Here is a 26786-nt window from a genome sequence, read left to right as displayed (position 1 = left end):
GTCACGGCGTCCCTCCGATAGAAATCCGGAGTGCTGAACGACGCAGGAATGAGGGCCGCGGCCGGGACGGCCGCCGCCGCAGTCACGCTCGGGGTCGCGGCGCTGGGAACGCCCGCCGCGCTGGGAACACCCGCCGAGGCGAGTCCCGGGCCCGCGCCGAGGCCCGCCGGGCTCGCCTGGAAGTCCTGCCCCGCCGACGACCCGGTCGAGGGCGCCCGCCTCAAGGGCCTGCAGTGCGCGTCCCTCCGGGTCCCGCTCGACTACTCCCGTCCGAGCGGCGAGCAGATCACGCTCGAACTCACCCGCGCGCGGCACAAGGCGTCCCGGTCCCAGGGCGTCGTGCTGCTGAACAGGGGCGGGCCGGGCGCGCACGGGCGCGACCTGCCGGGCGTCTTCAAGAGCGCCGTGCCCGAGAAGGTCGCCGCGTCCTACGACTGGATCGGCTTCGACGCGCGCGGCGTCGGCGCCAGCAAGCCGTCGCTGATCTGCGACACGAGCTACCAGAACCCGGGCCGCGCGCGTCCGGACGCCATCCCCGCGAACGCGCGGGAGGAGCGGGCGTGGACGGCGCGAGCCAAGGCCTACGCCGACGACTGCGCCAAGAAGTACCGGACGGTCCTCCCGCACATGGGCACGGCCAACTGGGCCCGCGACATGGACGAGATCCGCAAGGCCCTCGGGCAGGAGAAGCTCAACTACGTCGGCTACTCCTACGGCACCTACCTGGGCGCGGTGTACGCGACGATGTTCCCCGGACGGGTCCGCCGGATGGTCCTCGACAGCGTCGTCCGTCCGAGCGGTGTCTGGTACCAGAACAACCTCGACCAGAACGTCGCGTTCGAAAGGCGGATCCGCGCGTACTTCGCCTGGATCGCCCGCCACCACAAGAACTACGAACTCGGGAAATCTGAGCAGCAGGTCTCCGCCGCCTATGCCAAGGCGCGGGCCAAATTGAAGGCCGAGCCCCTCGACGGGAAGATCGGGCCGTCCGAACTGGACGACGTCTTCCTCGCCGACGGCTACGCCGACTACAGCTGGGCCGCGCACGCGAAGGCGCTGTCCGCGTACGTCGTCAAGCGCGACGCGCGTCCGCTGCGCAAGGCGTGGCAGCCGCCGGGACGGCTCGACCAGAACAACTACGCCGTCTACAACGCCGTCCAGTGCCGCGACGCGTCCTGGCCGCGCGACTGGAGCCGCTGGCACGACGACAGCGAGCGCCTCTACCGGCAGGGCTACCGCTTCGAGACCTGGAGCAACACCTGGTACAACGCGCCGTGCGCCTTCTGGCCGGTGACCGGCGGCCTGCCTCCGCGCGTGCAGGGCACGGCGTCGCTGCCGCCGATCCTGCTCGTCCAGGCGAGCGAGGACGCCGCCACCCCGTACGAGGGCGCGCTGGAGACGCACCGCAGGTTCCCGACGTCCAGGCTGATCGTGCAGGCCGGAGGGCACAACCACGGCGTGGCGATGTCCGGCGACCGGTGCGTCGACCGGGCCGTCGTGGCCTACCTCGGCGACGGCCGGGTGCCCGCGAGCCGGATCGGCCCGGACGCCGAGTGCACGGCCGGACCTCCGCCCGAGCCCGCCAAGGGCAAGAAGCGGGGCCGCGCCGAGCACACCGCCTCGCCCCGCTGAACCGTCCCGCCGAACCGCCTCGCCCCGCTGGGCCGCCCGCCTCCGCACGCTCGGAAATCGGCGTTCTCCGAGCCTGCGGAGGTGCGCGGACGTCGGACGGCATAGGCTTGTGCACGTGGTGCTTTCAGTGGTGAGGCCCGGGGGCCGGTAGCCGTGCGCATGCTGGGCTCGATCCCGGTGCGCGTGCTGGACGACCGGCACCGGGCGGAGGCCCTCGCGATCCTGGACGCCGACCCGGTGTCCAACGTGTTCGTCAGCTCCCGCGTGCACGCCGCGGGCCTCGACCCGCGCCGGCTCGGCGCCCAGATGTGGGGCTACCTGCGGGACGGCCGGCTCGTCTCGCTGTGCTACTCCGGCGCCAACCTGATCCCGGTCGCGGCGGGCCCGGAGGCCGTCCGCGCGTTCGCCGAGCGGGCCCAGGCGCAGGGCCGCCGCTGCTCGTCGATCGTCGGGCCCGTCGGCCCGGTCGGGGAGCTGTGGGAGATCCTCGCGCCGTACTGGGGGCCGCCGCGTGCCGTCCGCTCCGAGCAGCCGGTGATGGCGACCTCGGTCGTCCCGTCCGTTCCGGCCGACCCCCGGGTCCGGCGAGTTCGGATGGAGGAGTTCGACGTCGTCTACCCCGCCTGCGTGGCAATGTTCACCGAAGAGGTCGGCATCTCGCCCGACTCCGGCGACGGCGGGGTGCTCTACCGCGCCCGCGTCGCCGAGCTGATCCGCGACGGCCGCGCGTTCGCCCGCATCGAGGACGGGCGCGTCGTGTTCAAGGCCGAGATCGGCGCCGTCACCCCGCGGGCCTGCCAGGTGCAGGGCGTCTGGGTGCCGCCCGACCTGCGCGGACAGGGCCGCGCCGCCGCCGGGATGGCCGCCGTCGTGGGCGAGGCGCTTAAGGGCGTCGCGCCGACCGTGTCGCTGTACGTGAACGATTACAACACGCGGGCGCGGGCCGTCTACCGGAGGGTCGGGTTCACCGAGATCGGGTCGTTCATGTCGATCCTGTTTTGAGCCCGTCCGGTACCGCCAACCGACTTGTCATTGCCTGCCTGGTATGTCCTGATCTATGAATCGGGCTTCCGGGACGGGTACCATCCGGCCGTGGAATTCGCCGGGGCGTTACGGCAGGCCATCCAGGCCAGCGGTCTCACCCTGGAACGAATACGGCACCGGCTGGGCCGGCGCGGCCTCACGGTCAGCGTCGCCACGCTGAGCTACTGGCAGCGCGGCCGGAGCCGTCCGCGGTCCCGGACCGTCGTCGTCGCGCTCGAAGAGATCCTGCAGGTCCCGCCGGGGACGCTGACCGAATTGCTGGACGATCCCGCGCCCACCGCGACCCCCGTCCGCGGCGGTCTGACGGCCGGTTCGCCCGGCCCCGGCGAGCGTGGCAGACCGGTGCGGGACCTGTGGCCCGACCCCGAGCAGTACGCGAGCCTCATCGGGCAGCTCGACCGGTCGGGCGACCACCGGCTCGAACGGCTGAGCATCCACGACGTCTTCCGGCTGGACGAGGTCCACCGGACCTGGACGCTGTCGGTGCGCACCGTCCTGCGGGCGGCGGGCGACGACATCGACCGGGTGGTGTGCGTCCACCAGACGAGCGCCGTCCAGCAGCCCGGCAACGCGGGCACCGCCGGCGTCGCCGCGGGGACCACCGGTTTCGCCGCGGGCAACGCCGGAAACTCCGAGGCCCCCGGGATCGTCGGGCTGACCGAGCTCGCGGGGGGCCCCGGGAGCGCCGGCAACCCCGGAAACGGCGGCAACGTCGCCGACCACGAGCCGGACGGCGCCGCGGGGGTCGACTCGGCCCCCGCCGCCGGCGGGACCGCCGGGCTCGCGGAGGTGCGGTACTGCCGTCCCGGACGCATCCGGGCCGAAGGCGGGCTGGTGGCGTTCGAGCTCGTCTTCGACCGCGTGCTGTCCGCGGGCGACACCGCCGTCGTCGAGTACGAGCTCGGGCCCATCGAGGAGCCCGCCTACGACAGCTACGACCGGCGGTTCTCCCACCCCGTCCACGACTACGTCGCGATCATCCAGTTCGACGGGGAGCGGCTCCCGGCGCGCTGCTACGGCTTCACCGCCGAGAGCTCGCAGTCGCCGCGGCAGCGGCTCGGCGAACTGTGGATCGGCACGTCGGGAAGCGCGAACATCGCGGTCGGCGCCGTTCGACGCGGCATCGTCGGCATTGAATGGGAGTGGCATTGACGCACGGTGCCGAGTTCGACGCTGTGAACGTGTCCGCGAAATACATGACCGGCGGGCCATACGGAGCTACACTCCATGAACCCCGCGTTTCCACCGGATGTACTTCCCGGGCTCTGGCCCGGGGAGAGACGTCAAAAGTTGCCTGTTGGCATAGGGCCACGGGGGGCTTACAGTGAGCGCTGAAGTTGCAATTGCAGTTGTCAAGGCCGTTGTGCGGGGGCCGGCCGGAGAAGATCCGGAGGCCGAACAGTGCAGAGTGTCGCGGAAGACGATCTACTACAGGTCTTGCAGTACGGGCCGTTCAATGTCGCCCTGCACGCGGCGATCCAGGCCCGCGGGCTCAGCCTCGACTCGCTGCGCCGCCGCCTGGACGAGCAGGGCATCGCGGTCAGCCTGTCCACGCTGAGCTACTGGCAGCGCGGCCGGACCCGGCCCGAGCGCGCCGACTCGATGCGCGCCGTCCGCGGTCTCGAAGTCATCCTCGAACTGCCGCGCCATTCGCTCCTCACCCTGCTCAAGCCGACCGCAGAACGCGCCACCGGGCCGTGGCTCCCGGTGGAGGAGCTGTGCCCCGAGCCGGGCGTCCGCGACCTGCTGGACGAGATCGGCGACCGCGGCGAGCGGCAGCTCACCGGGCTGAGCATGCACGACCAGTACCTCATCGGCCGGCGCCGCGAGCTCCACGAGGTCCGCGTCCGCGCAGTGTTCCAGGCGCAGCAGCGCGGCGTCGACCGCTGGATCGCCGTCTACCACCATCCGCAGGGCATCCTGCCGTCGTCGAGAACGGTCCGCGGCTGCCGGTTCGGCCGCGTCCGGATGGACGAGGCGAGCGGCCTCATCGCCGCCGAGCTGCTGTTCGACCGGGCCCTCGGCCGCGGTGAGACGTACCTGCTGGAGTACGGCTTCGGGTTCGACGAGGCCAGCCCGCCGGCGAACGAGGAGGGGCGCGGATTCCGCGCCCCGCAGCACGAATACCTGATCGAGATCAGGTTCCACCCGTCCGCCCTTCCCGCCCGCTGTTACCGGACGTGGCGGCCGGACGGCCACACCGCGCTCAAGGATTCGGCTGACCTGCGGTTGTCCAGTTACCACAGCGTCCATTTCATCGAGTTCGGCATGGCCGCCGGTTATCACGGCATCCGCTGGGAGTGGGATTGACCGTTCTCCGCTTCTCGGCCGGCGCGTTTACCGGCCAGCCGAGTGCGGATTCCGTTCAGCGTCATTTAACAAGAAGATTCAACAGCCGATCGAGTTCCGCGGCCGGGTTTTCAGTCAGGCCCGCATGCACCGGGCCTGGCTGAACGATCGTGCTCCGCGGGGCGGTCAGCCAGCGGAAGCGGGTGCCGGGCGGCTCCTTCGCTGCCTGGCCCGCGCGTTCGCCGCCGCAGCAGAGCGCGTCCACGCCCCGGAGCGCGGCGCGGACGCCCTCGACGTTCAGCAGCGGGTCCAGGGCGAGCAGGCGCTGCTCGTCCAGGTGGGTGCGGCAGCCGAGATAGTCGCGGGCGCGGCAGTACACCACCACGCCCACGTTCATCGCCTCGCCGCGTTCGACGCGCGGGACGATCCGCAGCGTCGCGTACTCGAAGATCGCGGGCTCGGCCGCCGTCCTGAGGTTGCTCATCGGGCGCCGCCCTGCCGGCCGGCGGTCTCCAGGTCGGGCAGCCAGTCGCGCGGCTTGGCGGCGCGGGGCAGCAGGATGTCGACGTAGGCGTCCCGCAGGGCCTGCGGGCCGGTGAAACCGGGCTCGCCGTCCAGCCAGCGGTCGGGCACCAGGCCGGTCACCTCGCGCAGCAGGCCCTCGGTGATCTTCGGGGCGAGGTCGGCCTCGGCGGCCTCCAGCCGGGTCGCGTACGGGGTGAGGACGTGGTCGTCCACGTCGTACGGGCCGGCGAACAGCCGGGTCGCGTTCTTCCACGCGTGGTGGAAGATGAGGGTCGCGCCGTGGTCGATCAGCCACACGTCACCGTGCCAGACCAGCATGTTCGGGTTCCGCCAGCTCCGGTCCACATTCCCGGTGAACGCGTCGAACCACAGCACGCGGGACGCGAAGTCGGGGTCGGGCCGCCAGCCGAGCGGGTCGAACCCGAGCGAACCGGGCAGGAAGTCGACGCCGAGGTTCCAGCCCGGGCTCGCCTTCAGCAGGTCCTGCACGTCGGGGTCGGGCTCGTGGCGTCCGATCGCCGGGTCGAGGTCGATGAGGACCTGGTCGGGGACCCGGAAGCCGAGCCGGCGCGCCAGCTCACCGGTGATCACCTCGGCGATCAGCGCCTTGCGGCCCTGCCCGGCGCCGTGGAACTTCATGACGTAGGTCCCGAGGTCGTCGGCCTCGACGACGCCAGGCAGCGACCCGCCCTCGCGCAGCGGCGTCACGTAGCGGATGGCTGTCACATGTGGCAACACATCGCAACGCTATCGGGTGAACGCACCCGGGATAATCGAAACCATGGGCGTTGAACTGCTCGATCTGTCGGTGCCGATCGTCACCGGGATGCCGGTGTATCCGGGCGATCCGGAGGTGGAGGCCGTCCCGGCGCTGACGGTCGCCGGGTCAGGTGTGAACGTCCTGCGCCTGCACCTGGGGTCGCAGTCCGGGACGCATGTCGACGCCCCCTTCCACATCGACGACTCCCTGCCGCGCCTGGACGAGCTTCCCCTCACCCGCTTCACCGGCCCCGCCGTGGCGATGGACGCCCGCGGCCTGCCCCCGCGGACGCCCATCGGCCCGGAACTGCTGCCCGGCGGCCTCGGCCCGGGGGTCGTCCTGCTCATCGCGACGGGCTGGTCGGCGCACTGGGGCGGCGACGGCTATCCGGCCCATCCGTATCCGTCCGCCGAGACCGCGGAGGCGATCGTCGCGGCCGGTGTCCGGACGGTCGCGATCGACGCCTTGAGCGTCGATCGAACGCCGCCGCCAGGCGCCGAGGACTTCTCGCTGGCGGCCCATCGCGTCCTGTGCGGGGCCGGTGCGGTGATCGGCGAGAACCTCACCGGGCTCGACCGCGTCCTCGACGCCCAGGACGCGGGCTGCGCGATCGACGTGTCGCTCTTCCCGATCGCCCTCGCGGGCGCGGACGGCGCGCCGGTCCGGGCCGTGGCGCGCGTCGACGACCGCGCCGTCCTCGTCTGACCACGGCTGACGGCGTCCGACGGCGTCCGGGGGCGTCTGGGACGCGTCTGGGCCGTCAGCCGAGCCATTCGAGCGCGGCGACGGTGAGCGCGGCGATCCCGGTGTCGATCGTCGGCTGGACGACGGGCGCGAACCTGGGGGAGTGGTTGACGGGGACGTCCCGGAGCACGGTCCCCCCTTCGGCGGCCTTCGCGTACAGGCCGGGGTCGACGCAGCCGATGCCCCAGTAGGCGAAGGGGGCGTCGAAGGCGTCCGGGATCAGGCTGAAGTCCTCGCTGGCCGCCAGCATTTCGATGGTGTGGAAGTCGTCGCCGAAACGCGCCTTGAAGGCGTGCGCGAGACGTCCGGCGACGTCGTCGTCGTTCAAGGTCGGCGGGAACACGTTGAAACGCTCGATCTCCGGCTCCCTGGGCGCGCCGGAGGCCGCCGCCTCCGCGTTGACGCAGCGCCTGACGGCGTCGAGGACGTGCCGCCGCGTGTCCTCGTCGTAGGTGCGGATGTTCACGAGCATGACGGCGGTGTCGGGGATGACGTTGGAGCTGGCGCCGGCCTGGACGCTGCCCACCGTCACCACGGCGGGGGTCGTCGCGGGCAGCTCGCGGGACACGATGGTCTGGAGCCGCAGCACGCACATGGCGGCCATCACGACGGGGTCGACGGTCGCCTGCGGCATGGACCCGTGCCCGCCGCGCCCGAACAGCGTGACGCGCAGGCTGTCGGCCGCGGCGAAGAAGGGGCCGGGCCGGACGCCGACGTACCCGGCCGGATAGGGCAGGACGTGCTGCGCGAACGCCACGTCCGGACGCGGGATCCTGCCGGCCAGGTCGTCGCGGACCATGGCGTCGGCCCCCGCCGAGTTCTCCTCCGAGGGCTGGAACAGCGGGACGAGCGTGCCCTGCCAGGCGTCCTTGGCCTGCGCCATCAGGTGGGCGAATCCGAGCATGCAGGTCATGTGGACGTCATGTCCGCACGCGTGCATCACCGGCTGCGGGCGCCCGTCCGCGTCGGCGACCGTCGCCGTCGAGGCGTAGGGGAGGCCGGTGTCCTCCTTGACGGGCAGCGCGTCCATGTCGGCGCGGAGCAGCACGGTGGGGCCGTCCCCGTTGGAGAGGACGCCCACGACGCCCGTCCCGCCGATGCCGTCGATGACGCCGTAGCCCGACTCGCGCAGCCGCTCCGCGACCCGGGAGGCCGTGCGGTGCTCGGCGAGGCCGAGTTCCGGATGCGCGTGAAGGTCCTTGTAGAACTCCTCCAGGCTCGGACGGACGTCGTCCAGCCCGGCGAGAACGGTGTCGGCGGCGCTCATGGCTTTTCCTCTCCTGGCCCCTCTGGGCCTTCTGGGCCTTCTGGACGGGCTTGCGGGTCACGGCGTGGCTTGACCCGGACGCTTCGCAACGCGGTGCTCGGCTCCAGCCCGAGCCCGCCGGGGAGCTGCCAGCCGCGGCGGTGGGCGAGCGTCCGCAGCACCAGGCCCAGCAGGACGCCGGCCACGATCCCCACCGACGGCGCGTCAAGATACGAGCACAGGACGAACACGCCGGCGACGGCGACGGCCACCGTCGCGTACAGCGCGTTGCCTCCCAGGACGGCGGGGACGCGTCCGCGCAGCAGGTCGCGGACGGCGCTGCCGCCGACCGCGGTGATCGTGCCCAGCAGCACCGCGGGCAGCCAGCCGAGCCCGGCCGCGAGGGTCTTCTGCGCGCCGGTCACGGCCCAGAACCCGATGACGGCCGCGTCCAGCGGGGTGAAGAGCCGCTCCCACTGCTCCTCGTGCAGCTTGATCAGGAACGCGAGGAGGGCGCCGGCGAACGCGGTCGGCAGGTAGGCCGGGTCCGTCAGCGCGACCGGCGTGCCGTGCTGCAGCAGCGTGTCGCGGATGATGCCGCCGCCGAGCCCGGAGACGGTGCCGACGACGAGGTACCCGAACAGGTCGAGCCCGTCCGCCCGCGCGACCACGCCGCCGAGCAGCCCGCACGTGAACACCCCGGCGAGGTCCAGGTAGCGCGTGACCGTGTCGATGGTCTCCGGCGACAGCCATCCGCTCACCCCGGCCCTCCGATCCCGCGCTCTGGTGGTCTGTGCGGATCAAGCGTCTCACCGGGTGTTCCTCCCCGCCCCCGTCCGCCCCCATACTGGTGGCCGGTCGGCAGGAGGGACGGGCGCGGTGCGGGTGTCGTGGGCGACGGATCAAGGCAGCGCCGAGCGGGGGAACGAGGACTTCGTCGCCGCGGCGGCCGGGGCCGTGGTGGTGCTGGACGGGTGCGGCCTGCCGCTCGGCACCGACCTCGGGTGCGTGCACGGGACCGCCTGGTACGCGCGGTCGCTCGGCACCCGGCTGCTCGTCCGGATGCTGGACGGGATCGGCCCGCCCGCGGGTCCGCCGGTCGGCCCGCCGGAGGGCGCGCACACGCCGGGGGAGCGGCCGCTGGTCGCGCGGCTCGCCGGCGCGATCGCGGACGTGGCCGCGTCCCACCGCGCGACCTGCGACCTGCGGACGCCGACGACGCCGGCCGCGACCGTCCTGGCCCTGCGCGTGCGGGGCGATCTGGTCGACTACCTGGTGCTGGCGGACTCGACCGTCCTGCTGGACGGCCGCCACGGCGTGCGGGAGATCACGGGCGGCCATCACTTCGCCGCCGCCGACCCGTCCGCGGCCGAGGCCGCGATCACGGGAACCGTGCCGGTGGACGATCTGCGCCGCGCGGTCCTGATGACGGACGGCGCGACCCGGCTGGCCGACGTGTTCGGCGTCACCGACTGGGCCGGGCTCGCCGCGCTCGCCGCCGACCCCGGCCCCGCCGGGCTGATCGAGCGAACCCGGGAGATCGAGCGCACCGACCCCGCGGCCCTCAAGTGGCCGCGAGGAAAAGTGCACGACGACGCGACCGTGGCCGTCTGCGCCTTCCCGCACTGAGCTCCATCCCCCGACCCCCTACCTAGCATCTGCTTGGTTCATCGCTAGGGTGGGCCGGGCAGGGCGATGGGAGGAGGCCGCGATGCGGCTGGGGATCACGATGTTCGCGACCGACCTGACCATGGAGCCGCACGAGCTGGCCAGGGAGGCGGAGGAACGCGGGTTCGCGTCCCTCTACATCCCCGAGCACACCCACATACCCGTGTCCCGCGACACGCCGCCCCCGACCGGGGACGAGAGCCTCCCCGAGGAGTACGCGCGGACGCTCGACCCGCTCGTCGCCCTCGCCGCGGCGGCCGCCGTCACCGACCGGATCACGCTCGGCACCGGCATCCTGCTGCCCGCGCAGCGCGACCCGATCGTCACCGCCAAGGCCGTCGCCACGCTCGACCGGCTCGCCGGCGGACGGGTCGCGCTCGGCATCGGCTACGGCTGGAACGCCGAGGAGGGCGCCGACCACGGCGTGCCCTGGAAACGGCGGCGCGCGATGGTGCGCGAGCACGTCCTGGCCATGCGCGCCCTCTGGACGGACGACGAGGCGTCCTTCAAGGGCGAGTTCGTCGACTTCGAGGCGAGCTGGTCGTGGCCGAAGCCGTCCGGGCGAGTGCCCGTGCTGCTCGGCGGCGCGCCCGGCCCCACCCTGTTCGCGCACATCGCCGAGTACGGCGACGGATGGCTGCCGGTCGGCGGCGCCGGCATCCGCGCCGCGCTGCCCGACCTCCGCCTGGCCTGCGAGCGGGCGGGGCGGGCGACGGTGCCCGTGATCCCGTTCGGGACGGCGCCCACCCCGCAGAAGCTCGACTACTACGCCACGCTCGGGATCGAGGAGGTCGTGCTGCGCGTCCCGTCCGCCGGGCGCGACGCCGTCCTGCCGCTACTGGACGAGTACGCCCGCGCCTACCTGTGAGACCGGAGAGCCGCCGGGTTCGCTGGATGGGTCACCGGATCATCCGGAAGCAGAAGAAGGTCGGGAACTTGAAGTACTTGCCCTTACCCGCCTTCACCGCGCCCACGATGATGAACACCCACTGCCCGATGGCAAGTTCCAGGTACGGGAGGATCAGCGCGGCCAGGAACGCCGGGTTGTCGAGCGCGATGGCGGGCGGCACGCAGACGGCCGCGACCGCGAGGACGTGGATCAGCAGCGTGATCTGGTAGTTCAGCGCTTGCGCCGCGTGGTAGCGGGTGAACGGCTCGGTGTTCTTCTTCACGCAGTAGATGATCAGCGGCGCGATGAAGCCGATCAGGACCATCCCGACATAGGAGAAGATCGCCCAGGTCGTCTCCTGCGGGGGCTGCTGCGGCATGCCGTACGGCACGCCGGGCGGCCCGTACCCCCAGCGCGGGTCGTACTGGCCCCCGGGCGGCGGCTCACCGGGAGGCGGCCCGCCGGGCGGTGGCTGGTCGTAGGGGGGTGCTCCCGGAGCCTGCCCATAAGCCCCCTGATACGGCGGAGGCTGCTCGGGTGGGACGTCATCGGGAGGCGGCGGGGCTTTGTCCGTCACTGGTGGTTCCTTCGTTCCTTGACAGGCTCCCGTGGGAAGTACTGCAGGAATCTATCTAAACCCGTCTCGCGGCCGCCGGTGCACTACGGTCACCGGACATGAAGGGCGACAAGGGCTCCGGCGACATCGACGGCATCGGCGACATCAGCGGCATGGGCGGCATCGGCGGCGACGAGGGTCAGCGGAATCCGTACCCGCTGCCAGGCCAGGACTGGGACCAGCCGGCATTACCCGTCGCCGGAGGCCGCCAGGGGCAGTCGGGACGGCATCGGCTCTGGCCGGCCTACCTCGGCATGGTCGCCATCTTCGTGCTCATCGTGTCCTTGGCCGTGTTCCAGATCTCCGGCCTCGGCCAGGACGACGACGACTCCGGCACGTCCGCGGCTCCGCCGTCGCCGCCGTCCTCGCCGGAGCCGGAACCGGTCAGCACCGTCCCGCCGAAGGTGAAGGGCTGGAGGGCCGTCAGCAGCGCCAAGTACGGGATGGCCTACGACGTCTCCAAGGCCTGGCGGATCCTGCCCACCGAGACCCTCAGCGGCTTCGACGGCCTCGACGGCAAGGACCCGGTCATGATGAGCTCCGCGGCCACCTACCGCAAGGACGCCTGCAAGGACGGCGACAGCAGCTACAACCGCGGCAGCGCCGGATTCAACCAGTACATCGAGGGAGACGTGGCGGGGGTCGCGCGGGACGCGGCGAACAAGTGGGCGACGCACGCCTACACCGTCAAGGGCGATCCCGCGCCGGTGGTCACGCTGCGCGCGCCGAAGGCTGTGAAGGTCGGACGCGACAAGGGCGTCCTTGTGCGGGCCGACGTCGTCATCAAGGCCCAGGGGAGATGCGACGCTCCGACCGCGATCGTCCACGCGGTGGCGATGCCGGGCGTCGCCCCGGGCAAGACGACGGTGTTCGTCCTGATGTCCGATCAGGGCGTGCCGGACGCCATGCCGAAGGCGGAGCTGACGAAGGTCCTCGGCAGCCTGCGCCCCAGCCAGGCGGCGAAACCCGGCGTCTGAGAGCGGCTCCTGAAATGCGGTGGAATCGACCCCGGTGTCCGGGGCATCCCGGCCCACCTCCTAGACTCGCGGTCGGCTGATCGGGAGACGTGGGGGACGTCCCCGCAAGGAGGAGTGCGCGGGTGGAACGGGATCTGCTGGGGGAGGACGAGGTCACGGCGCTGGCCGGGCTCGCCGACCGGGTGCGCGAGCTGGCGGAGGCCGCCGTCCTGACGGACGCGGGAGCCGCCGAGGCCGCCGCCGTCGCGGATCAGGTCAAGACCCTGACCGAGCGCCTCGGCGCCGAGCGCAGGAAGGCGCCCCCGTTCGCCGCGTCCGGCGACATCAGGGCCGCCGCGTACGGCGGCCTCGGCGAGGGGCGCCGGATGGACCGGCAGGTCGCCAACCCCGTCACCGGACGGCTCAACCCGGTCGCGCCGCCCGTCGACCTGGAGGTCACCTCGGACGGCATCGTCCGCGGCGAGTTCACCCTCGGCCACGTCTACGAGGGCCCGCCGTCGTACGTGCACGGCGGCGTCTCCGCGATGGTGCTCGACCAGGTCCTCGGCATGGCCGCGGCCGCCACCGGGACGCCCGGGATGACCGCGACGCTGGAGCTGCGCTACCGGCGTCCCACGCCGCTCGGCGTCCCGCTCCTCGTGGAGGCGAAGGCGAGCCGCGTCGAGGGACGGAAGGTCTACGCGGCCGGGACGATCGCCGCGCCGGACGGCCGCGTCACCGTCGAGGCCACCGCGATGTTCGTCATGCCGCAGAAGTTCGTCCCGTCGCACTACTGACCGCGACCGGGGGACGGGTTCAGTACTCGTACACCTGCTCAGTACTCGTACACCTTGACCGCCGGGTCCTGCCCGTACCACGACGCGATGACCGACGACGTGCGGTCGTCGTTGAGGAAGTCGACGCGGAGCCATCCGTCCGCCTGGGTCACGCGCGTCTCGTAGCCGGGGTTGGGCGTCGCCGACACGAGCCGCACCCGGTCCTTCTCGATCGACATGGCGGCGCGCCCGCCGCGGGTGGCGTAGCTGCGCACGTTGTCCGGCGGCTTCGGGGTCGCGTCGTCGTCCCGGCCGGACGGCTCCGGGGACGGTGACGGCGACGGCCCTTCGTCCTTGCCGGCGGGCGGGCTGGCCGGCCTGGACGTCGGCAGGCCGATCGAGGTCGGCCCGGGAAGGTCGGACGGGCTGGAGTGGATGATCGGTCCGGCGATCGGCGGCGGGGCCGACCGTTCCGACACCGCGCTGCGCACCACGTCGCGGACCCCGAGCCAGGAGAGCGCCACCGCGAGCGCGGTCACCCCGGCCCACGGGGCAACATACGACATTGCGCGACGCATGGGCACATGGTGGCATACGGTTCCGCCATGGCGAGTGTTCTGGTGGTCGAGGATGACGCGAACGTCCGGACCGCCTTGATCAGGGAGCTGAGCGTGCGTTCGCACGTCGTGCGCAGCGTCGGCACCGCGATGGACGCGCTGCGCGAGGTGACGCAGTCGCCGCCCGACGTCGTCGTCCTGGATCTCGGGCTCCCCGACCTCGACGGCGCCGAGGTGCTGAAGATGCTCCGCGGCATCTCCGACGTGCCCGTCATCATCGCGACCGCCCGCGACGACGAGCCCGAGATCGTCCGGCTGCTGAACGCCGGCGCCGACGACTACCTCATCAAGCCGTTCTCCATCGAGCATCTCAGCGCCCGGCTCGCCGCCGTCCTGCGCAGGTCGGTCCGGTCCGGGCCGACCGCCGAGCTGAGCGTCGGCGGGCTGCACATCGACCTGGACCGGCGGGAGGCGACGCTGGACGGCGCGCCGCTCGAACTGACCCGCCGCGAGTTCGACCTGCTCGCCTACCTGGCCGCCCGTCCCGGACGCGTCGTCGCGCGCCGCGAGCTGCTCGCCGAGGTGTGGCGGCAGGCGTACGGCGACGACCAGACCATCGACGTCCACCTGTCGTGGCTGCGCCGCAAGCTGGGCGAGACCGCCGCCGCCCCGCGCTACCTGCACACCGTGCGGGGGGTCGGGGTCCGCCTGGCCGAGCCCGATCCGAGATCATGAGGCGCACCCTCGTCCTGGTGTCGCTGGCGGTCACCTCGATGGTGGCGCTGGCGTTCCTGATCCCGCTCGCGCTGACCGTCCGGGAGATCGCCCGGGACCGCGCCCTCACCACCGCCGAGCGGCAGGCCAGCGCGCTCGGCCCCGTCCTCGTCGTCACCGAGGACCCCGCCGCGCTCGAACGCGCCGTCGCCAGCACCCAGGCGGGCGCCGCCGGGCGGATGACCGTGCACATGCCGGACGGCGGGATCGTCCCCAGGAACGCCTCCCCGGACGGCGGCGCCCGTTCCGAACAGCTCGCCGAGGCGGGACGCCGCGGACGCTCCTACACCGCCAGCGTGGACGGCGGGTACGCGCTCCTCCAGCCGGTGTCGCTGGACGCGGGCCGCACCGCCGTCGTCGAGGTCTACCTGCCCGACGACGACCTGTCCCGCGGCGTGTGGAAGGCGTGGCTCGTCATGACGACGGTCGCCGCCGCGCTCGTCGCCGGGTCCGTCGCCGTCGCCGACCGGCTCGGCAACCGCATGATCCGCTCCACCCGCCGGCTCGCCGAGGCCGCCGGCGCGTTCGGGGACGGCGAGATGTCCGTCCGCATCGAGCCGGACGGGCCGCCCGAGCTGGTCGAGGCCGGGCTGGCGTTCAACGCGATGGCCGACCACGTCGTCCAGCTCCTGTCGGCGGAGCGGGAGATGGCCGCCGACCTGTCGCACCGCCTCCGGACGCCGCTCGCCGCGCTCCGCCTCAACGTCGAGGCGCTCGGCGACGGCCCGGTCGTCGAGCAGACCCGCGAGGCCGTCGACCGCATCGAGCGCGAGGTCGACCAGATCATCCGGACCGTCCGCCGGCCCACCGGACGCGGCAGCTGCGACGCGTCCAAGGTGCTGCAGGACAGGGTCGCGTTCTGGTCCGTCCTCGCCGAGGACGAGGGACGCTCCTGCGAGCTGATCGGCGCGGAGGGCCCGGCGCCGCTCCCGCTCCCCGGCACCGAGCTGGCCGCCGCCGTGGACGCGCTGCTCGGCAACATCTTCCGGCACACGTCCGAGGGCACCGGCTTCGTCGTCACGCTCCACCAGGGGCAGGGCGTCACCGGCATCCTCGTCGCGGACGGAGGCCCCGGCATCACCGACCCGGACGCGGCGCTGAAGCGGGGCAGCAGCAGCGGCGGGTCCACCGGCCTCGGCCTGGACATCGCCCGCCGCGCCGCCGAGTCCACCGGCGGTTACCTGCGCATCCACCGCAGCGTCCTCGGCGGCGCGCAGGTGCAGATGTGGTTCCGCACGAAGTGGCTGCCGCCCGTCCGCCGCTCCCGCCGCCTCGTCCGCCGCCGCCATTCCCGCACGTAGGACGCCGGGGTGGGATATCTGGTCCTTAAATCCCGCTTAACAAAGGCGCCCCTATTCCGGCTCGGCCTTACCTTGACCGGCATGAAGCGTCGCCGCTACGTCGCCGCCGGTCTCGTCGGTGTCCTGGGCCTCGCGGTCGCCGTCTTGATCGCGGTCCTCGGGTTCCTGGCGAGCGGATACGTCCCCACCGCGCCCACCTCGTACGGCATCGGCCTGCGGTCCGCGATCGCGCCAGGGGAGCAGGAGCGGGGTCGCCAGCAGCAGGACGCCCGCGACGGCGATCGCGACACGGGCATTCGTAAGACTGGCCAGCAGCCCCCATAGCGCGGTCACGGCCGCGGTAGTGGCGTTGCCGGTGACCGTCCAAGCGGACAGAACCCGGGCGACCCGATCCGTCGAAGACCGCATCAGCCTGTAGGCGGCGAACACCGGATTGAACACACCGACACTCGTGATCAGCCCGACCTCCACGACCATGACCAGCACGAGCCCACCGGCGCCGGGCCCGATGAAGGCCAACCCGATCGGCCAGCACGCACGCAGCGTCCCGGTGACCAGCATGACCCCGCGTTCCCCGAACCGCGCGACGACCGGCCCCGCCAGACGCGACCCGATGAGCCCCCCGATACAGGGCACCGCGAACGCCAGACCGTACTGCCACGGCGCGAACCCGAGATGCCCGACCATCAGCACCAGGAGCAGCGGCGCCGGCGCCATGATCAGTGCGTTCACCAGGACGGTGTTGAAGAACAGCGGCCGCAGCGTCGGATGCGCCAGAACGTACCGCCACCCTTCGAGGACGCCACCACACCGCACTGCACCCGAGGCCCGCTCCGGCTTGGACTCCGTCCCCCCGATCGCGCGGATCCCCAACGCCGACAGCAGGTAGCTGACCGCGTCGGCCACCACGGTCGCCACCGGCCCCAGAATCCCGATCGCGGCCCCGCCGAGCGGCGGCCCGAGCACGGTCGCCGTCCACGTGGTCGCCTCGAACCGCCCGTTCGCGGCGACGAGATCCTCGGGCCGCACGAGCGCCTTCAAATAGGCCCCGCTCGCCGCCCGGAACGCGATCCCCGCCGCCCCGACCACGACCGACACAACAACCAACTGGACGAAACTGAGCCACCCCAACACATACGCGACGGGCACGCTCATCAGCGCCCCGAACCGCACCAGATCCATCGCGACCATCACCGGCCGCTTGCGGCGGAACTCCACCCACGGACCGAGCGGCACCGCGACCGCCGCCCCCACCGCCAGACCCGCAGCCGCCAGCACCGACACCTGCGCGGGCCCGGCATGCAACACCAGAACCGCGATCAACGGGAACGCGTCGAACGCGAGCCTCGTACCGAACGTGCTGAACGCGTACGACGTCCAAAGCCACCCGAACCGCCGTCCCAGCGACCGCCTGCCCACCGCCTCACCACCCCGTCGACCGACGAGACGTTACCGAGCGGCGGCGACATCCAACGACCGTGGACGGCTACAACGGAAATCGGGGCCGGCGGGTGACGCCGGCCCCGACCTCTGGCGTCAGCAGTTGGTGTACTTGATGTACCACTTGCCGTTTCCATTGCCGAGCTTGTAGTCGGCGAGCCAGTAGTTGTTGCTGAGCGGCACCCACAGGTACCCGTGCCTACGGATGATGCGGCTCCAGTCCGTGTTGACGTGCTTACCGTGCCCGATCGTGTACTTCACGGGGTAGTTCGTCCCCGGCCCCGACCGGACGTTCAGCTTCTGTACCGCCACCGTCCCGTGGCACCACTGCGCCCGCCGAGGATCGCGGTTCTCCAGCCGCTCCAGCGCCTTGGCGGCGCCTTCCGCCCCCACGACGATGGCGCCGGGGCCCTGCCCTTCCTCTTCCTGCACGGGCTGCGGCTGGGCCGGCACCGACTCTTCCTGCCCCGGATTCGGCGGCGGCTCCGAGGCCCCGGCGACCGCGCCGAGCCCCAGCGCGCCCCCCGCCAGCACCGCGGCCGCCGCTCCCACACCGAGCTTTATCCCTACCTGCATCTGTTTCCTCCAGGCTGGTCCGACGTACATCGCCGACACTACCCAGAGTCACACAAGACAGACACACAGTAACGAAGACTCTTCTTGACAAACCCCCAAACCCCCGCGAATAAGCCGACCTCAGCCCTTCCCTAAGTGAGGGTTAAGGGCGTTCTGGTGGGGGGTGGGGCGGCTTAGCGTGTGGGTGTCACATCGGAGACACGGCGGAGGTGCACAGGCGGAGAGCAGAGCGAACGTCGGCTGAGGTTCCGACTGAGGTTCCTGATTGAGACAGGTTTCTGGCCCGCACGGCTTTGTAACCCCGCTCTGGGGCCGTGCGGGCCAGAAGCCTTTTTCAGGGGCGGGGGAGGGCGCCTTGGAGGAGCAGGCGGAAGGCGTCGGCGGTGCCGGTCGCGGTGGTGTCGCCGGTGGCGAGGCGACGGAGGGCCAGGCCGTAGAGCATGGCGACTACGGCGGGGGCGTGGCGTTCCGCGTCGGGGATGCCCAGGGAGCCGAGGACGGCGGTGGCCAGGCGGTCGTAGGCCTCGACGGAGCGGATGGAGGTTTCGCGGAGGGCGGGGGAGCGGGCGGCGTGGAGGTGGAGTTCCAGGTTGGCTATCTGTTCGGGGCCTTGCGCGATGGCGAGGACGGCTTTCTCGACCTCGTCGGCCGCGTCGATGGGTGTTGCGGTGAGGGTCGTGATGTGGTTGGTGATGCGGGCTATCTCGTCCTCCACGAAGGTGTGGAGGGCCTCGCGGAGCAGGGCGTCCTGGTTCGGGAAGTGGTAGGTGAGGGAGCCCAGGGAGACGCCGGCGGCGCGGGCCACGGCGCGGTTGGTCACGGCGCCGATGCCCTGCTCGCCGATGAGGCGGAGGGTGGCCTGGAGGATCTGGTCGCGGGCGCTCATTCGGATCAGTGTATCGTTCGTTCGAACGAACGAGAGCCGTGGAGGTGGCGGGGTGCTGGGGCTGGCCGGGCAGGCAGAGGCGTTGGCGCGGGGGGACGTGTCGTCGTGTGAGCTCGTAGGGGAGTGTCTGGAGAGCGTCCGGCGGCAGGAATCGCTTGGGGCGTTCCGGGTCGTGCGGTGGGAGGCGGCGGGGCGGGAGGCGCGGGAGGCCGACGCGCGGCTGGCGGACGGGGAGCGGCTGCCCCTCCTCGGGGTGCCCGTGGCGATCAAGGACGACACGGATCTGGCGGGGGAGACGACGCCGTTCGCGGTGCCGGGGGATCATCGTCCGGCGGCGCGGGACGGGGAGGTCGTGCGCAAGTTGCGAGCCGCGGGTGCTGTGGTTGTGGGGAAGACCAATACTTGTGAGCTGGGGTTGTGGCCATTCAGTGAGTCGCGATTCGGGGTTGCCAGGAATCCATGGAATCCGGATTATTCGCCGGGCGGGTCGTCGGGTGGGGCGGCGGTGGCAGTGGCGGCGGGGATGGTCGCCGGAGCGGTGGGGTCGGATGGGGCCGGGTCGATTCGGATTCCGGCGGCTTGGACGGGGCTTGTTGGCATCAAGCCCCAGAGAGGGCGGGTTTCAGGGTTTCCGCAGACGGATCCCTTTCATGGGATCACCGTGTGGGGGCCGCTTGCGCGGAGTGTGGAGGACGCGGCGTTGCTGCTCGATGTGTTGAGCGGCAGTCATCCAGACGATGTTTATCAGGTGGACGCGCCGACGGTGCCTTTTGTTGAGGCTGCGAAGAGGGTACCCGGGCGGTTGCGAGTTGCCGTGTCCTTCCGGACGGCGTTCGGGGTCAGCGGGAGGCTCGATGCGGAGATTCGCGGGGCCGTTGAGCGGCTGGCGCGGCGGCTGACCGATTTGGGGCACAAGGTTTTCCCGGCCGATCCCGATTATGGGCTGGTGGGGTTGGGGCTCGTTCCGCGGGGGACGGCCGGGGCCGCTGACTGGCTCGATTCGATTCCGAATGCGCGGCCGGAGCGGCGGACCGAGGTCGAGGCGGCGATCGGGCGGGTGGTCGGAAGGCGGCTGCTTCCCCTGGCTAAGAGGATGGATCCTTATCTGAGGCGGAAGATCGGGCGTATCTTCCAGGTCGCGGATGTGGTGCTGACGCCTACTACGGCCCAGCCGCCGTTGAGGGTGGGGGCCTTTGATGGGGGTGGGGTACAGGAAGACGCAGTCAGGGGTTGCGGCTGTTTGTCCTTATGCCTGGACGTGGAATGTGCTGGGGTGGCCGGGGGTGAATGTGCCCGCAGGGTTTACGAAAGCAGGGCTGCCTGTGGGTGCACAGCTTCTCGGGCATGATTCTGATGAGGCGACGCTGATTTCGCTGGCCGCGCAGTTGGAGGCCGTTGAGGGGTGGGTCGGCCGGCGTCCCTAATACCCGGCGCCGGTGAGCATTCCGCCGTCGACGAGGACCTCGCTGCCGGTGCAGTAGGACGAGTCGTCCGACGCGAGGTAGACGACCAGGCCCGACACTTCCTTGGACTTGCCCATGCGGCCGAGGGGGAGCGCCTTCATGAAGGCGTCGGCGCTGTCGCCGGTGGCGGCGACGACGTCGTCCTGGAGGGAAAGGGGCGTCAGGACGCCGCCGGGGTGAATGGAGTTCACCCGGATTCCGTATTCGCCGAGCTCGCGGGCGGCGGCCTTGGTGAGGCCCCGGACGCCGAACTTGCTGGCGCTGTAGGCGGCGAGGCCGGACGCGCCGATGAAGCCTTCCGTCGAGGAGACGTTGACGATGGAGCCGCCGCCGGCCTCGCGCATCGCGGCGGTGACAGATTTCACGCCGAGCCATTGGCCGAGCAGGTTCACGTCCAGAATGCGGCGGAACTCGTCGACGGACATTTCCGCAATGGTCTTGTGCCGGATGATTCCGGCGTTGTTGACGAGAACGTGCAGGGCGCCGAACGTCGTCGTCGCGGTGTCGACGGCGTTCTTCCAGTCGTCCTCCCGCGTCACGTCCATGCGGACGAAAACGGCGTCGTCCCCCAGGTCGGCGGCCAGTTTCGCGCCTTCCTCCGCCAGGACGTCGCCGAACACCACTTTGGCGCCTTCGTCCAGGAACCGGCGGACGTGGGACTTGCCCATGCCGCGCGCACCGCCGGTGATCAGCGCCACCTTGCCGTCAAGCTGCCCCATCAACGCTCCTCGTCCCATCGCCGTGACCCAAGTCAACCTAGCGAACGCTTGGTCAACGGAACAAGAGGGCTCCGCGCGGTGCGTGCCCCGGCGCAGCGGGCTATCCCGTGCGCAGGCCGTCGAAGAGCAGCGCCAGCATCCGGTCGGCGTACGCGCCGGGGTCCGCGGTGCGCTCCGCGGCGACGCCGATCGCGTTGGTGAGCCGCAGCAGGTCGCGCGGGTCGATCTCGGCGCGGACGGCGCCCGCGTGCTGCGCGCGGTCCAGCAGCCGGCCGAGGGCGTCGCAGATCGCCGTGGCCGCGGTGCCGAGCCCGGTGTCGGCCCACTTCGCCGACATCGCCTCGATGATCACGGTGGAGGTGCCGCGCGGGGTGCCGGCGCCGGTCAGGTAGGTGCGCAGCCAGCGGCCCAGCGCGGCCTCGGCGTTGAGCGCCTCGGTCTCCGGGTCCGCCGCGGGCTCGGCGAGCAGCTCGTCGGCGTGCGCGAGGAGGCCGTCGATCCGGTCGCGCAGGACGGCGTGCAGCAGGGCGTCCCGGGTGGGGAAGTGCCGGTACAGCGTCCCGGAGCCGACGCCCGCGCGTTTGGCGATGTCGTCGAGGGACGCGCCCGTGCCGTGCTCCATGAAGGCGGTGCGGGCCGTCGTGATCAGTCGTTCGTAGTTGCGGCGGGCGTCGGCCCGCATCGGCCGGGTGTCCATGGGCACCGTCCAGCGGCGTCGCGGATGACCTGGGTGTCTCCGTCTGCTTTCGGACGAGAGTGCCATCTTCCACAAAGACGCGCTACCCGGTGAGCGCATCGCGGGAAAGCCGGTCCGCCCTCCGCGTGGTCTCCGGAAGCCGGTACTGGGGCGTCAGGTCGAGGACGTTCCGGCATGCGGTTTCGAGGTCGGTGCGATGGCCGACGGACACGAAGACCGGTTTCACGTCGTCTCGCGTGCGCACGACGCGGCCGACTACCTCGCCGCCGTCCAGAAGGGGGGTCGTGTTACCGCGGTGCTGGCCCGGCTGCTCGTAGGTGCCGATGAACGCGGTCTTGCCTACGCCGATCGTCGGTACACCGGTCAGGACGCCCACATGGCACGCCAGTCCGAACCGGCGAGGGTGCGCGACGCCGAACCCGTCGCAGACGAGCAGGTCGGGTGTCGTCTTCAGACCGCGCAGCGCCTCCAGGAGCGTGGGCAGCTCCCGGAACGCGAACAGGCCGGGGACGTAGGGGAACGTGGCTGTGCCTACCGCGACCGACTCTTCGACTACCTGAAGTGTTGTGCCGTCCAGGACGACCACTGCGGCGGCCAGGCGCGTGCCAGTGCCGCCGCCGTCGCCCGCGTACGAGACGTCCAGGCCCGCGACGGTGCTCGGCTTGGCAGGGCCGGGGGCGTCCAGCTCCAGCATCGGACGCAGCCGGTCCTGGATCGCCTCGGCCTCGGCGGGCGTGGACGGCCAGGCGTGCAGATCGCGCACCTCCACGGAATCGCGTACCTCCATGATCCGGCACAGTACCGGCGAATGTTATCTATGGAACGTGACAAACCCCCCGGAGGTGCATATGGACGGGATCCGACTGGACGGCCGCACGGCGGTGGTGACCGGCGGCGCGGGCGGCATGGGGCGCGCGATCTGCGCCGACCTCGCCGCCCTGGGAGCGCGGGTCGTCGTCGCCGACCTGGACGAGGCCGGCGCCCGCGAGGTCGCGGACGCGGTCGGCGGCGTCGCGGCCCGCGTCGATCTCGCCGACCCCGACTCCATCGACGCGTTCGCCGCCGGCGCCGGGCCCGTGGACGTGCTCGTCCACAACGCGGGCGTCGCCATCATCGAGCCGTTCACCGCCAGCGACCCCGCCCACTGGGACCTGATGTGGCGCGTCAACCTGCGCGCCCCCATGCAGCTCACCCGCGCGCTGCTGCCCGGCATGACCGAGCGCGGCTGGGGCCGTCTGGTCTTCATCTCGTCGGACGGCGCCCGGGCCGGCGGGGGCGGGGAGGCGGCCTACGCGGCCACCAAGTCCGGACTCTTCGGACTCGCCAAGACGCTCGCCCGGGAGGCGGCGCGCGGCGGCGTCACGTCCAACATCGTCTGCCCCGGGCCCACGGACACGCCCATGCTCCGCGGCGACGCCGACCGCGCGTCCGAAGAGAAGTCCGGGATGCTCGACAAGCTGGTGAGGCAGATCCCACTTCGTCGCATAGGCCGTCCGGACGACATTGCCGGGCTCGTCGCGTTCCTCTGCACGGATCGCGCCGAATACATCACCGGCCAGACCATCTCGGTCAGCGGCGGCATCACCATGCAGTGAGTTCAGGTCAGCGAGGCGTATGCGGCCTCGGTGAGGCGGTAGGCGCGCAGGTCGCCGGACGCCATGTGGCTCATCAGGTTCGGGAGGTAGGCGAGCGCTAGACCGGCGTCGGGGTCGGCTAGGCCGATGGCACCGCCGGCGCCGGTGTGCCCGAACGCCGACTCCCGCGCTGCCTCCGGCGTGAAGAACGTCTGGGCGGGACGCATGAAGCCCAGGCCGAACGTGCTGTCGACGAGCATCGTGCGGTCGGGGCCGCTGACGCGTGGGCGGATCGCGTCCCGCAGGGTGTCGGGGCGCAGGATCCGTCCGGCCAGGAGGTCGCGGTAGAAGGCGGCCAGCGCGGGCGCGGTGGCGAGCATCCCGGCGGACGGCCAGCCCGCGCGCAGCACGACCGGGTTGTTGTAGCCGCCCTTGCCCGGGTGCGGGTTGTTGAGCGCCCGGTTCATCGCGCTCTCCGGGTCGAAGAAGGCGGTGGCCAAGCGCTCCAGGAGGTCGTTGGGGAGCGACCTTGGCGAGGCGGCTTCGTGTGGCGGCGCGTCGGCTTCGTGCGGCGGCGCGTCGGCTTCGCTTGGCGGCGAGGCGGCTTCGTGTGGCTCCGGGTTGGATCCGCGGGCGGCTGGTGTGGCTCCGATGCGGCGGCCGGCGGACATTTTCGCGGAGCGCTCGATTACGCCGTCGGGTGCTCCGATCCACAGGTCGAGGTCGCGGGCGAACTCGTCCCTGACGAACGCGCCGACCGTACTGCCGGAGTGGCGCCGGACGATCTCACCGGCCAGCCAGCCGTAGGTCAGCGCGTGGTAGCCGTGGGCCTCGCCGGGCGTCCACTCCGGCTTCTGCGCGGCCAGCTCGGCGGCGAGGGACGCCGGGTCCGCCGCCTCGTCCGCCTGGACGGGACGGGCGAACGCGGGCAGCCCGGCCTGGTGCGACAGCAGATGCGCGGCCGTCGTGCCGTCCTTGCCGGCGGCGCCGAACTCCGGCCACCAGTTGGTCACCGGGCCGTCCATCTCGTATGCGCCGCGCTCGGCGAGGAGCAGCGCCGCGGCCGCCGTGACCGCCTTCGTGCAGGAGAACCCGAAGCACGGCGTGTCGGGCAGCCAGGCGCGTCCGGTACGGCGGTCGGCGGTGCCGCCCCACAGGTCCACGACCTTGCGTTCGCCCGCGTAGACGGCGACGGCCGCGCCCAGCTCGCGTCCGGCGGCGAAGTTCTCCTCGAACGCGTCCCGGACGGCGGCGAACGCCGGATCGCAGTGGCCCTCCACGATGCTGCTCATGCGCGGGTCCTCTCGTCGGAGACCCCTATAGAATCACGTTCTAGGATGGCCGGTCACCCGAGGTGGTGGGCGGGTTCGGTGACGGGGTCCTCCGCTCGGCGGGCCGGGCGCGTCCGGGCGAACTCCAGCGTGAGGAGCGCGGCGGCCAGCCACGCGATGTCGGACCAGGAGCGGAAGGCGACGTTGCGCGGCTTGTAGGACGGCCTGAACTTCTTGTCGAAGAGGTAGAGCGACTCGACCGCGATCCACGGGTCGAGGAGGCGCAGGGCGCGGTAGCCGGCCTGCTCCAGGACGGTGCGCTCCTCGGCGTCCAGCAGCTCGCGGAACGCGGCGAAGTTCAGCGAGACGACCTCGTGGCCGTGCCCGGACGCGTACTCGACCATCTCGACGATGAGGCGCTCGTTGACGCCGTTCGGGCCGCCGGGGCTGCGGCGCATCGCGTCCAGGCTGATGCCTCCGCCCGCGGTGACGTAGCGCTGGAACGCGATGGGCCGCTTGTCCGCGTCGTAGGCGATCGCGACGACCGCTCCCGGGTGGCGGCCGGTGAGCAGCTCGTCCAGGTTCATGGCGAAGCCTCGCTCGGCCGCGCCGCCGAGGGAGCGGGACGCGACGTCCAGCAGCCGTTCGCGCAGGTCAGGCGCGAGATCGCGTTCCGGGACGAGCTCGGACGTGACGCCCGCGTTGACCGTGCGCTTGACCGCCTGGCGGACGTTGCGCATCTGCCGTCCCGACAGCGTGAACTCGCGCGGATCGATCACGACCTCGTCGCCGTAGCCGATCGAGCGGAGCGCTCCCCACGCCGGCAGGAGGCCGTCGCTCGCGCCGAGGACGGCCGGACGCCAGCCGGACGCCCGGCACAGGGCCAGGAACGACCTGACCGCGTCGGCGTGCGAGGCGGGGTCGCCGACCGGGTCGCCGCCCGCGACGGCGACGCCGAACTGCACCCGGTACCCGATCACGGCCCGCCCGTCCGCGCTGAACACGTACGCCTTGTCGCGGCGCAGCGCGAATGGGGCGAGGGTGTCGGAGCCGGGGTGCGCGACGAGGCCGGCGACGCGGCCGCGTTCCAGCTCGTCGCCGGGCGGGGGCGGCGGGTCGGGGGACAGGAGCGTGACGATCAGGACGAGGAGCCCGGCCGCCCCGGCGAGGCCGAGGACGTCCGGGAGCCACGGTGCGCCGTCGATGGGCGCGCCGGTCGCGCCGAGACCGGCCGCGATCTGGCCGACCGACCGGACCGACACGCCGCCGAAGACCAGCGAGCCGGCGACCGCGGCGACGACGAGGAGCGCCCCGGTCCGCACGGCCGCGCGGACGCGGTCGGGATGCGGGCGGACCGTGAACCGGTCGCGTTCCAGCCACAGCCCGCCGAGGGCGGCGGCGAGCAGCGGCAGCCGCCACGCCGCGTCGTCGCCGGTCAGGACGGCCAGGATCCCGAGGACGACCAAGATGACCAGGCCGTGCCAGGCGGCGCGGCGGCGCAGCAGGACGCCGCGGGCGACGAGCGCGAGCGCCAGGCCGAGCACCACGGCGTGGGCGGGGGCGAGCGGACCGCCGGTGACGAACCCGGACAGCTCGCCAAGCCACGCCGGGGACGCCGCCGGCGCGGGCGCCGCGACCAGCACGGCGACGGCCAGCGTCGCGGCGGCGAGCGGCCAGACCGGCCGCGCCCTGCCCCGCCGCGTCCCGCCCCGCCGCGCCCGTGCGGGGACGCCCTGCCACGATGAATCGCCTGCTTGCACGAAGGACACCTCCGCTGCGCCCAGCACCAAGATCCTTTTGGACGTCATTCCCCGAACCGGATCTTTTACCACGTCAGGCCCCTTCCGCCCGCCGGCGTTAGGCTCGTGAGGATGAAGAGGCTGCTGATCGTGCACCACACGCCGTCGCCGTCCGTCCAGGCGATGTACGAGGCGGTGCGCGCGGGGGCGTCCACCGACGAGGTCGAGGGCGTGGACGTGGTGTCCCGCGCGGCGCTGGCGGCCACCGCCGTGGACGTCATGGAGGCCGACGGCTACCTCCTCGGATCGCCGGTCAACCTCGGATACCTCGCCGGGGCGCTCAAGCACTTCTTCGACCAGATCTACTACCCGTGCCTGGAGGAGACCGTCCGGCGTCCGTTCGGGGCGTTCCTGCACGGCAACAACGACGCGACCGGCGGCCTGCGGGCGCTGGAGTCGATCACCACCGGGCTGGCGTGGAAGGCCGTCCAGCCGCCCGTGATCGTCGTGGGGGAGCCGTCCAAGGCCGATCTCGACGCGTGCTGGGAGCTCGGCGCGGTCACGGCGGCCGAACTCGGCGAGGTCTAGGCCGCTCGCCGAGGTCTGGGTCTGCGATCTCCCGGGCCGTGCCCGGTAGCGTGCCG

At 72.1% G+C, this 26786-nt stretch carries 29 protein-coding genes; 15 read left to right on the top strand and 14 right to left on the bottom strand.

Features of this window, described 5'->3' with window-relative positions:
- Window positions 1-30 precede the first annotated feature (30 nt).
- The 4 genes from ACH35V_RS11170 to ACH35V_RS11155 all read left to right on the top strand — a co-directional run bounded on the left by ACH35V_RS11170 (window position 31) and on the right by ACH35V_RS11155 (window position 4986).
- A complete protein-coding gene (locus ACH35V_RS11170) occupies window positions 31-1632 on the top strand; it encodes an alpha/beta hydrolase (RefSeq protein WP_395971799.1) in 1602 nt (533 codons plus the stop codon).
- A 159-nt stretch (window positions 1633-1791) separates the two neighbouring features.
- Complete coding sequence (locus tag ACH35V_RS11165; RefSeq protein ID WP_395971797.1) at window positions 1792-2634, top strand: GNAT family N-acetyltransferase; 843 nt, start codon at window positions 1792-1794, stop codon at window positions 2632-2634.
- Between the two features lie 90 nt (window positions 2635-2724).
- On the top strand, window positions 2725-3828 hold the full coding sequence (locus tag ACH35V_RS11160) for a helix-turn-helix domain-containing protein (protein ID WP_395971796.1): 1104 nt from the start codon (window positions 2725-2727) through the stop codon (window positions 3826-3828).
- Between the two features lie 249 nt (window positions 3829-4077).
- Window positions 4078-4986 (top strand): hypothetical protein, encoded by a 909-nt coding sequence (locus tag ACH35V_RS11155; protein ID WP_395971794.1) that lies wholly within the window; start codon window positions 4078-4080, stop codon window positions 4984-4986.
- Window positions 4987-5047: 61 nt separating this feature from the next.
- On the opposite strand, the gene ACH35V_RS11150 is transcribed toward ACH35V_RS11155, so the two are convergent.
- Both ACH35V_RS11150 and ACH35V_RS11145 read right to left on the bottom strand, forming a co-directional pair.
- Window positions 5048-5449 carry a DUF3037 domain-containing protein gene (locus tag ACH35V_RS11150; protein ID WP_395971793.1) on the bottom strand — a complete coding sequence of 134 codons (402 nt, stop codon included), beginning with the start codon at window positions 5447-5449 and terminating at the stop codon, window positions 5048-5050.
- Window positions 5446-6225 (bottom strand): HipA family kinase, encoded by a 780-nt coding sequence (locus ACH35V_RS11145; RefSeq protein WP_395972045.1) that lies wholly within the window; start codon window positions 6223-6225, stop codon window positions 5446-5448. Before ACH35V_RS11145 ends, ACH35V_RS11150 begins: the two co-directional genes overlap by 4 nt.
- Window positions 6226-6271: 46 nt before the next feature.
- Between ACH35V_RS11145 and ACH35V_RS11140 the strand changes: the two genes are divergently transcribed.
- Window positions 6272-6955, top strand: coding sequence for a cyclase family protein (locus tag ACH35V_RS11140; protein ID WP_395971791.1), 684 nt, complete (start codon window positions 6272-6274; stop codon window positions 6953-6955).
- Window positions 6956-7010: 55 nt separating this feature from the next.
- On the opposite strand, the gene ACH35V_RS11135 is transcribed toward ACH35V_RS11140, so the two are convergent.
- Both ACH35V_RS11135 and ACH35V_RS11130 read right to left on the bottom strand, forming a co-directional pair.
- On the bottom strand, window positions 7011-8261 hold the full coding sequence (locus tag ACH35V_RS11135) for an amidohydrolase (RefSeq protein WP_395971789.1): 1251 nt from the start codon (window positions 8259-8261) through the stop codon (window positions 7011-7013).
- Window positions 8258-9001 (bottom strand): trimeric intracellular cation channel family protein, encoded by a 744-nt coding sequence (locus tag ACH35V_RS11130; protein ID WP_395971787.1) that lies wholly within the window; start codon window positions 8999-9001, stop codon window positions 8258-8260. The genes ACH35V_RS11135 and ACH35V_RS11130 overlap by 4 nt, the downstream gene beginning before the upstream one ends.
- 118 nt (window positions 9002-9119) lie before the next feature.
- Between ACH35V_RS11130 and ACH35V_RS11125 the strand changes: the two genes are divergently transcribed.
- On the top strand, window positions 9120-9869 hold the full coding sequence (locus ACH35V_RS11125) for a hypothetical protein (protein ID WP_395971786.1): 750 nt from the start codon (window positions 9120-9122) through the stop codon (window positions 9867-9869).
- 82 nt (window positions 9870-9951) lie between these two features.
- Window positions 9952-10776 carry a TIGR03619 family F420-dependent LLM class oxidoreductase gene (locus ACH35V_RS11120; protein WP_395971784.1) on the top strand — a complete coding sequence of 275 codons (825 nt, stop codon included), beginning with the start codon at window positions 9952-9954 and terminating at the stop codon, window positions 10774-10776.
- A 31-nt stretch (window positions 10777-10807) separates the two neighbouring features.
- On the opposite strand, the gene ACH35V_RS11115 is transcribed toward ACH35V_RS11120, so the two are convergent.
- A complete protein-coding gene (locus ACH35V_RS11115; protein ID WP_395971783.1) occupies window positions 10808-11374 on the bottom strand; it encodes a DUF4870 domain-containing protein in 567 nt (188 codons plus the stop codon).
- 98 nt (window positions 11375-11472) lie between these two features.
- Between ACH35V_RS11115 and ACH35V_RS11110 the strand changes: the two genes are divergently transcribed.
- Window positions 11473-12390, top strand: a complete 918-nt coding sequence (locus ACH35V_RS11110; protein WP_395971782.1) for a hypothetical protein — start codon at window positions 11473-11475, stop codon at window positions 12388-12390.
- 122 nt (window positions 12391-12512) lie between these two features.
- On the top strand, window positions 12513-13166 hold the full coding sequence (locus ACH35V_RS11105; RefSeq protein WP_395971781.1) for a PaaI family thioesterase: 654 nt from the start codon (window positions 12513-12515) through the stop codon (window positions 13164-13166).
- 38 nt (window positions 13167-13204) lie between these two features.
- Here ACH35V_RS11105 and ACH35V_RS11100 read toward each other — a convergent pair whose 3' ends face one another.
- Entirely contained in the window at window positions 13205-13711 is a 507-nt protein-coding gene (locus tag ACH35V_RS11100; protein ID WP_395971779.1) for a hypothetical protein, read from the bottom strand.
- A gap of 39 nt (window positions 13712-13750) precedes the next feature.
- On the opposite strand from ACH35V_RS11100, the gene ACH35V_RS11095 reads away from it, so the two are divergent.
- Both ACH35V_RS11095 and ACH35V_RS11090 read left to right on the top strand, forming a co-directional pair.
- A complete protein-coding gene (locus ACH35V_RS11095; RefSeq protein ID WP_207934518.1) occupies window positions 13751-14437 on the top strand; it encodes a response regulator transcription factor in 687 nt (228 codons plus the stop codon).
- A complete protein-coding gene (locus ACH35V_RS11090) occupies window positions 14434-15777 on the top strand; it encodes a sensor histidine kinase (protein ID WP_395971778.1) in 1344 nt (447 codons plus the stop codon). The genes ACH35V_RS11095 and ACH35V_RS11090 overlap by 4 nt, the downstream gene beginning before the upstream one ends.
- A gap of 51 nt (window positions 15778-15828) precedes the next feature.
- Here ACH35V_RS11090 and ACH35V_RS11085 read toward each other — a convergent pair whose 3' ends face one another.
- The 3 genes from ACH35V_RS11085 to ACH35V_RS11075 form a co-directional block, all read right to left on the bottom strand.
- Window positions 15829-17196 (bottom strand): MFS transporter, encoded by a 1368-nt coding sequence (locus ACH35V_RS11085; RefSeq protein ID WP_395971776.1) that lies wholly within the window; start codon window positions 17194-17196, stop codon window positions 15829-15831.
- 117 nt (window positions 17197-17313) lie between these two features.
- Window positions 17314-17793, bottom strand: coding sequence for an SH3 domain-containing protein (locus ACH35V_RS11080; protein WP_395971775.1), 480 nt, complete (start codon window positions 17791-17793; stop codon window positions 17314-17316).
- A gap of 334 nt (window positions 17794-18127) precedes the next feature.
- Window positions 18128-18679, bottom strand: a complete 552-nt coding sequence (locus ACH35V_RS11075) for a TetR/AcrR family transcriptional regulator (RefSeq protein ID WP_395971774.1) — start codon at window positions 18677-18679, stop codon at window positions 18128-18130.
- Window positions 18680-18731: 52 nt separating this feature from the next.
- Between ACH35V_RS11075 and ACH35V_RS11070 the strand changes: the two genes are divergently transcribed.
- Complete coding sequence (locus ACH35V_RS11070) at window positions 18732-20027, top strand: amidase (RefSeq protein WP_395971773.1); 1296 nt, start codon at window positions 18732-18734, stop codon at window positions 20025-20027.
- Window positions 19963-20103, top strand: a complete 141-nt coding sequence (locus ACH35V_RS11065; RefSeq protein WP_395971772.1) for a hypothetical protein — start codon at window positions 19963-19965, stop codon at window positions 20101-20103. The genes ACH35V_RS11070 and ACH35V_RS11065 overlap by 65 nt, the downstream gene beginning before the upstream one ends.
- On the opposite strand, the gene ACH35V_RS11060 is transcribed toward ACH35V_RS11065, so the two are convergent.
- The 3 genes from ACH35V_RS11060 to nfi form a co-directional block, all read right to left on the bottom strand.
- Window positions 20100-20861 carry a glucose 1-dehydrogenase gene (locus ACH35V_RS11060; protein ID WP_395971771.1) on the bottom strand — a complete coding sequence of 254 codons (762 nt, stop codon included), beginning with the start codon at window positions 20859-20861 and terminating at the stop codon, window positions 20100-20102. The two genes, ACH35V_RS11065 and ACH35V_RS11060, sit on opposite strands and share 4 nt — an antisense overlap.
- A gap of 100 nt (window positions 20862-20961) precedes the next feature.
- Window positions 20962-21558, bottom strand: a complete 597-nt coding sequence (locus tag ACH35V_RS11055; protein WP_395971769.1) for a TetR/AcrR family transcriptional regulator — start codon at window positions 21556-21558, stop codon at window positions 20962-20964.
- Between the two features lie 82 nt (window positions 21559-21640).
- Complete coding sequence (gene nfi, locus ACH35V_RS11050; protein ID WP_395971768.1) at window positions 21641-22345, bottom strand: deoxyribonuclease V; 705 nt, start codon at window positions 22343-22345, stop codon at window positions 21641-21643.
- A gap of 61 nt (window positions 22346-22406) precedes the next feature.
- Here nfi and ACH35V_RS11045 point away from each other — a divergent pair, with 61 nt between their 5' ends.
- Window positions 22407-23153, top strand: coding sequence for an SDR family NAD(P)-dependent oxidoreductase (locus ACH35V_RS11045; RefSeq protein WP_395971767.1), 747 nt, complete (start codon window positions 22407-22409; stop codon window positions 23151-23153).
- 2 nt (window positions 23154-23155) lie between these two features.
- Here ACH35V_RS11045 and ACH35V_RS11040 read toward each other — a convergent pair whose 3' ends face one another.
- Window positions 23156-24424: a serine hydrolase domain-containing protein gene (locus tag ACH35V_RS11040; RefSeq protein WP_395971766.1), complete on the bottom strand. Its 1269-nt coding sequence runs from the start codon at window positions 24422-24424 to the stop codon at window positions 23156-23158.
- A 53-nt stretch (window positions 24425-24477) separates the two neighbouring features.
- Window positions 24478-26163, bottom strand: a complete 1686-nt coding sequence (locus ACH35V_RS11035) for a bifunctional lysylphosphatidylglycerol flippase/synthetase MprF (protein ID WP_395971764.1) — start codon at window positions 26161-26163, stop codon at window positions 24478-24480.
- A gap of 111 nt (window positions 26164-26274) precedes the next feature.
- Here ACH35V_RS11035 and ACH35V_RS11030 point away from each other — a divergent pair, with 111 nt between their 5' ends.
- Window positions 26275-26730, top strand: a complete 456-nt coding sequence (locus ACH35V_RS11030) for a flavodoxin family protein (protein WP_395971763.1) — start codon at window positions 26275-26277, stop codon at window positions 26728-26730.
- Window positions 26731-26786 lie beyond the last annotated feature (56 nt).

Source organism: Actinomadura sp. 1N219, assembly GCF_044326405.1.
GTDB lineage: Bacteria > Actinomycetota > Actinomycetes > Streptosporangiales > Streptosporangiaceae > Spirillospora.
Note: the sequence above shows the minus strand (reverse complement) of the source record. Positions and strands in the feature narration are given on the sequence as shown.

Bases quoted from the DNA above. Each gene is read 5' to 3' on its own strand.
- ACH35V_RS11165 (WP_395971797.1), top strand. From the start codon at position 1,792: ATGCTGGGCTCGATCCCGGTGCGCGTGCTGGACGACCGGCACCGGGCG.
- ACH35V_RS11150 (WP_395971793.1), bottom strand. From the start codon at position 5,449: ATGAGCAACCTCAGGACGGCGGCCGAGCCCGCGATCTTCGAGTACGCG.
- ACH35V_RS11140 (WP_395971791.1), top strand. From the start codon at position 6,272: ATGGGCGTTGAACTGCTCGATCTGTCGGTGCCGATCGTCACCGGGATG.
- ACH35V_RS11135 (WP_395971789.1), bottom strand. From the start codon at position 8,261: ATGAGCGCCGCCGACACCGTTCTCGCCGGGCTGGACGACGTCCGTCCG.
- ACH35V_RS11120 (WP_395971784.1), top strand. From the start codon at position 9,952: ATGCGGCTGGGGATCACGATGTTCGCGACCGACCTGACCATGGAGCCG.
- ACH35V_RS11110 (WP_395971782.1), top strand. From the start codon at position 11,473: ATGAAGGGCGACAAGGGCTCCGGCGACATCGACGGCATCGGCGACATC.
- ACH35V_RS11100 (WP_395971779.1), bottom strand. From the start codon at position 13,711: ATGTCGTATGTTGCCCCGTGGGCCGGGGTGACCGCGCTCGCGGTGGCG.
- ACH35V_RS11095 (WP_207934518.1), top strand. From the start codon at position 13,751: ATGGCGAGTGTTCTGGTGGTCGAGGATGACGCGAACGTCCGGACCGCC.
- ACH35V_RS11090 (WP_395971778.1), top strand. From the start codon at position 14,434: ATGAGGCGCACCCTCGTCCTGGTGTCGCTGGCGGTCACCTCGATGGTG.
- ACH35V_RS11080 (WP_395971775.1), bottom strand. From the start codon at position 17,793: ATGCAGGTAGGGATAAAGCTCGGTGTGGGAGCGGCGGCCGCGGTGCTG.
- ACH35V_RS11075 (WP_395971774.1), bottom strand. From the start codon at position 18,679: ATGAGCGCCCGCGACCAGATCCTCCAGGCCACCCTCCGCCTCATCGGC.
- ACH35V_RS11060 (WP_395971771.1), bottom strand. From the start codon at position 20,861: ATGGGGCAGCTTGACGGCAAGGTGGCGCTGATCACCGGCGGTGCGCGC.
- ACH35V_RS11055 (WP_395971769.1), bottom strand. From the start codon at position 21,558: ATGGACACCCGGCCGATGCGGGCCGACGCCCGCCGCAACTACGAACGA.
- nfi (WP_395971768.1), bottom strand. From the start codon at position 22,345: ATGGAGGTACGCGATTCCGTGGAGGTGCGCGATCTGCACGCCTGGCCG.
- ACH35V_RS11045 (WP_395971767.1), top strand. From the start codon at position 22,407: ATGGACGGGATCCGACTGGACGGCCGCACGGCGGTGGTGACCGGCGGC.
- ACH35V_RS11040 (WP_395971766.1), bottom strand. From the start codon at position 24,424: ATGAGCAGCATCGTGGAGGGCCACTGCGATCCGGCGTTCGCCGCCGTC.
- ACH35V_RS11030 (WP_395971763.1), top strand. From the start codon at position 26,275: ATGAAGAGGCTGCTGATCGTGCACCACACGCCGTCGCCGTCCGTCCAG.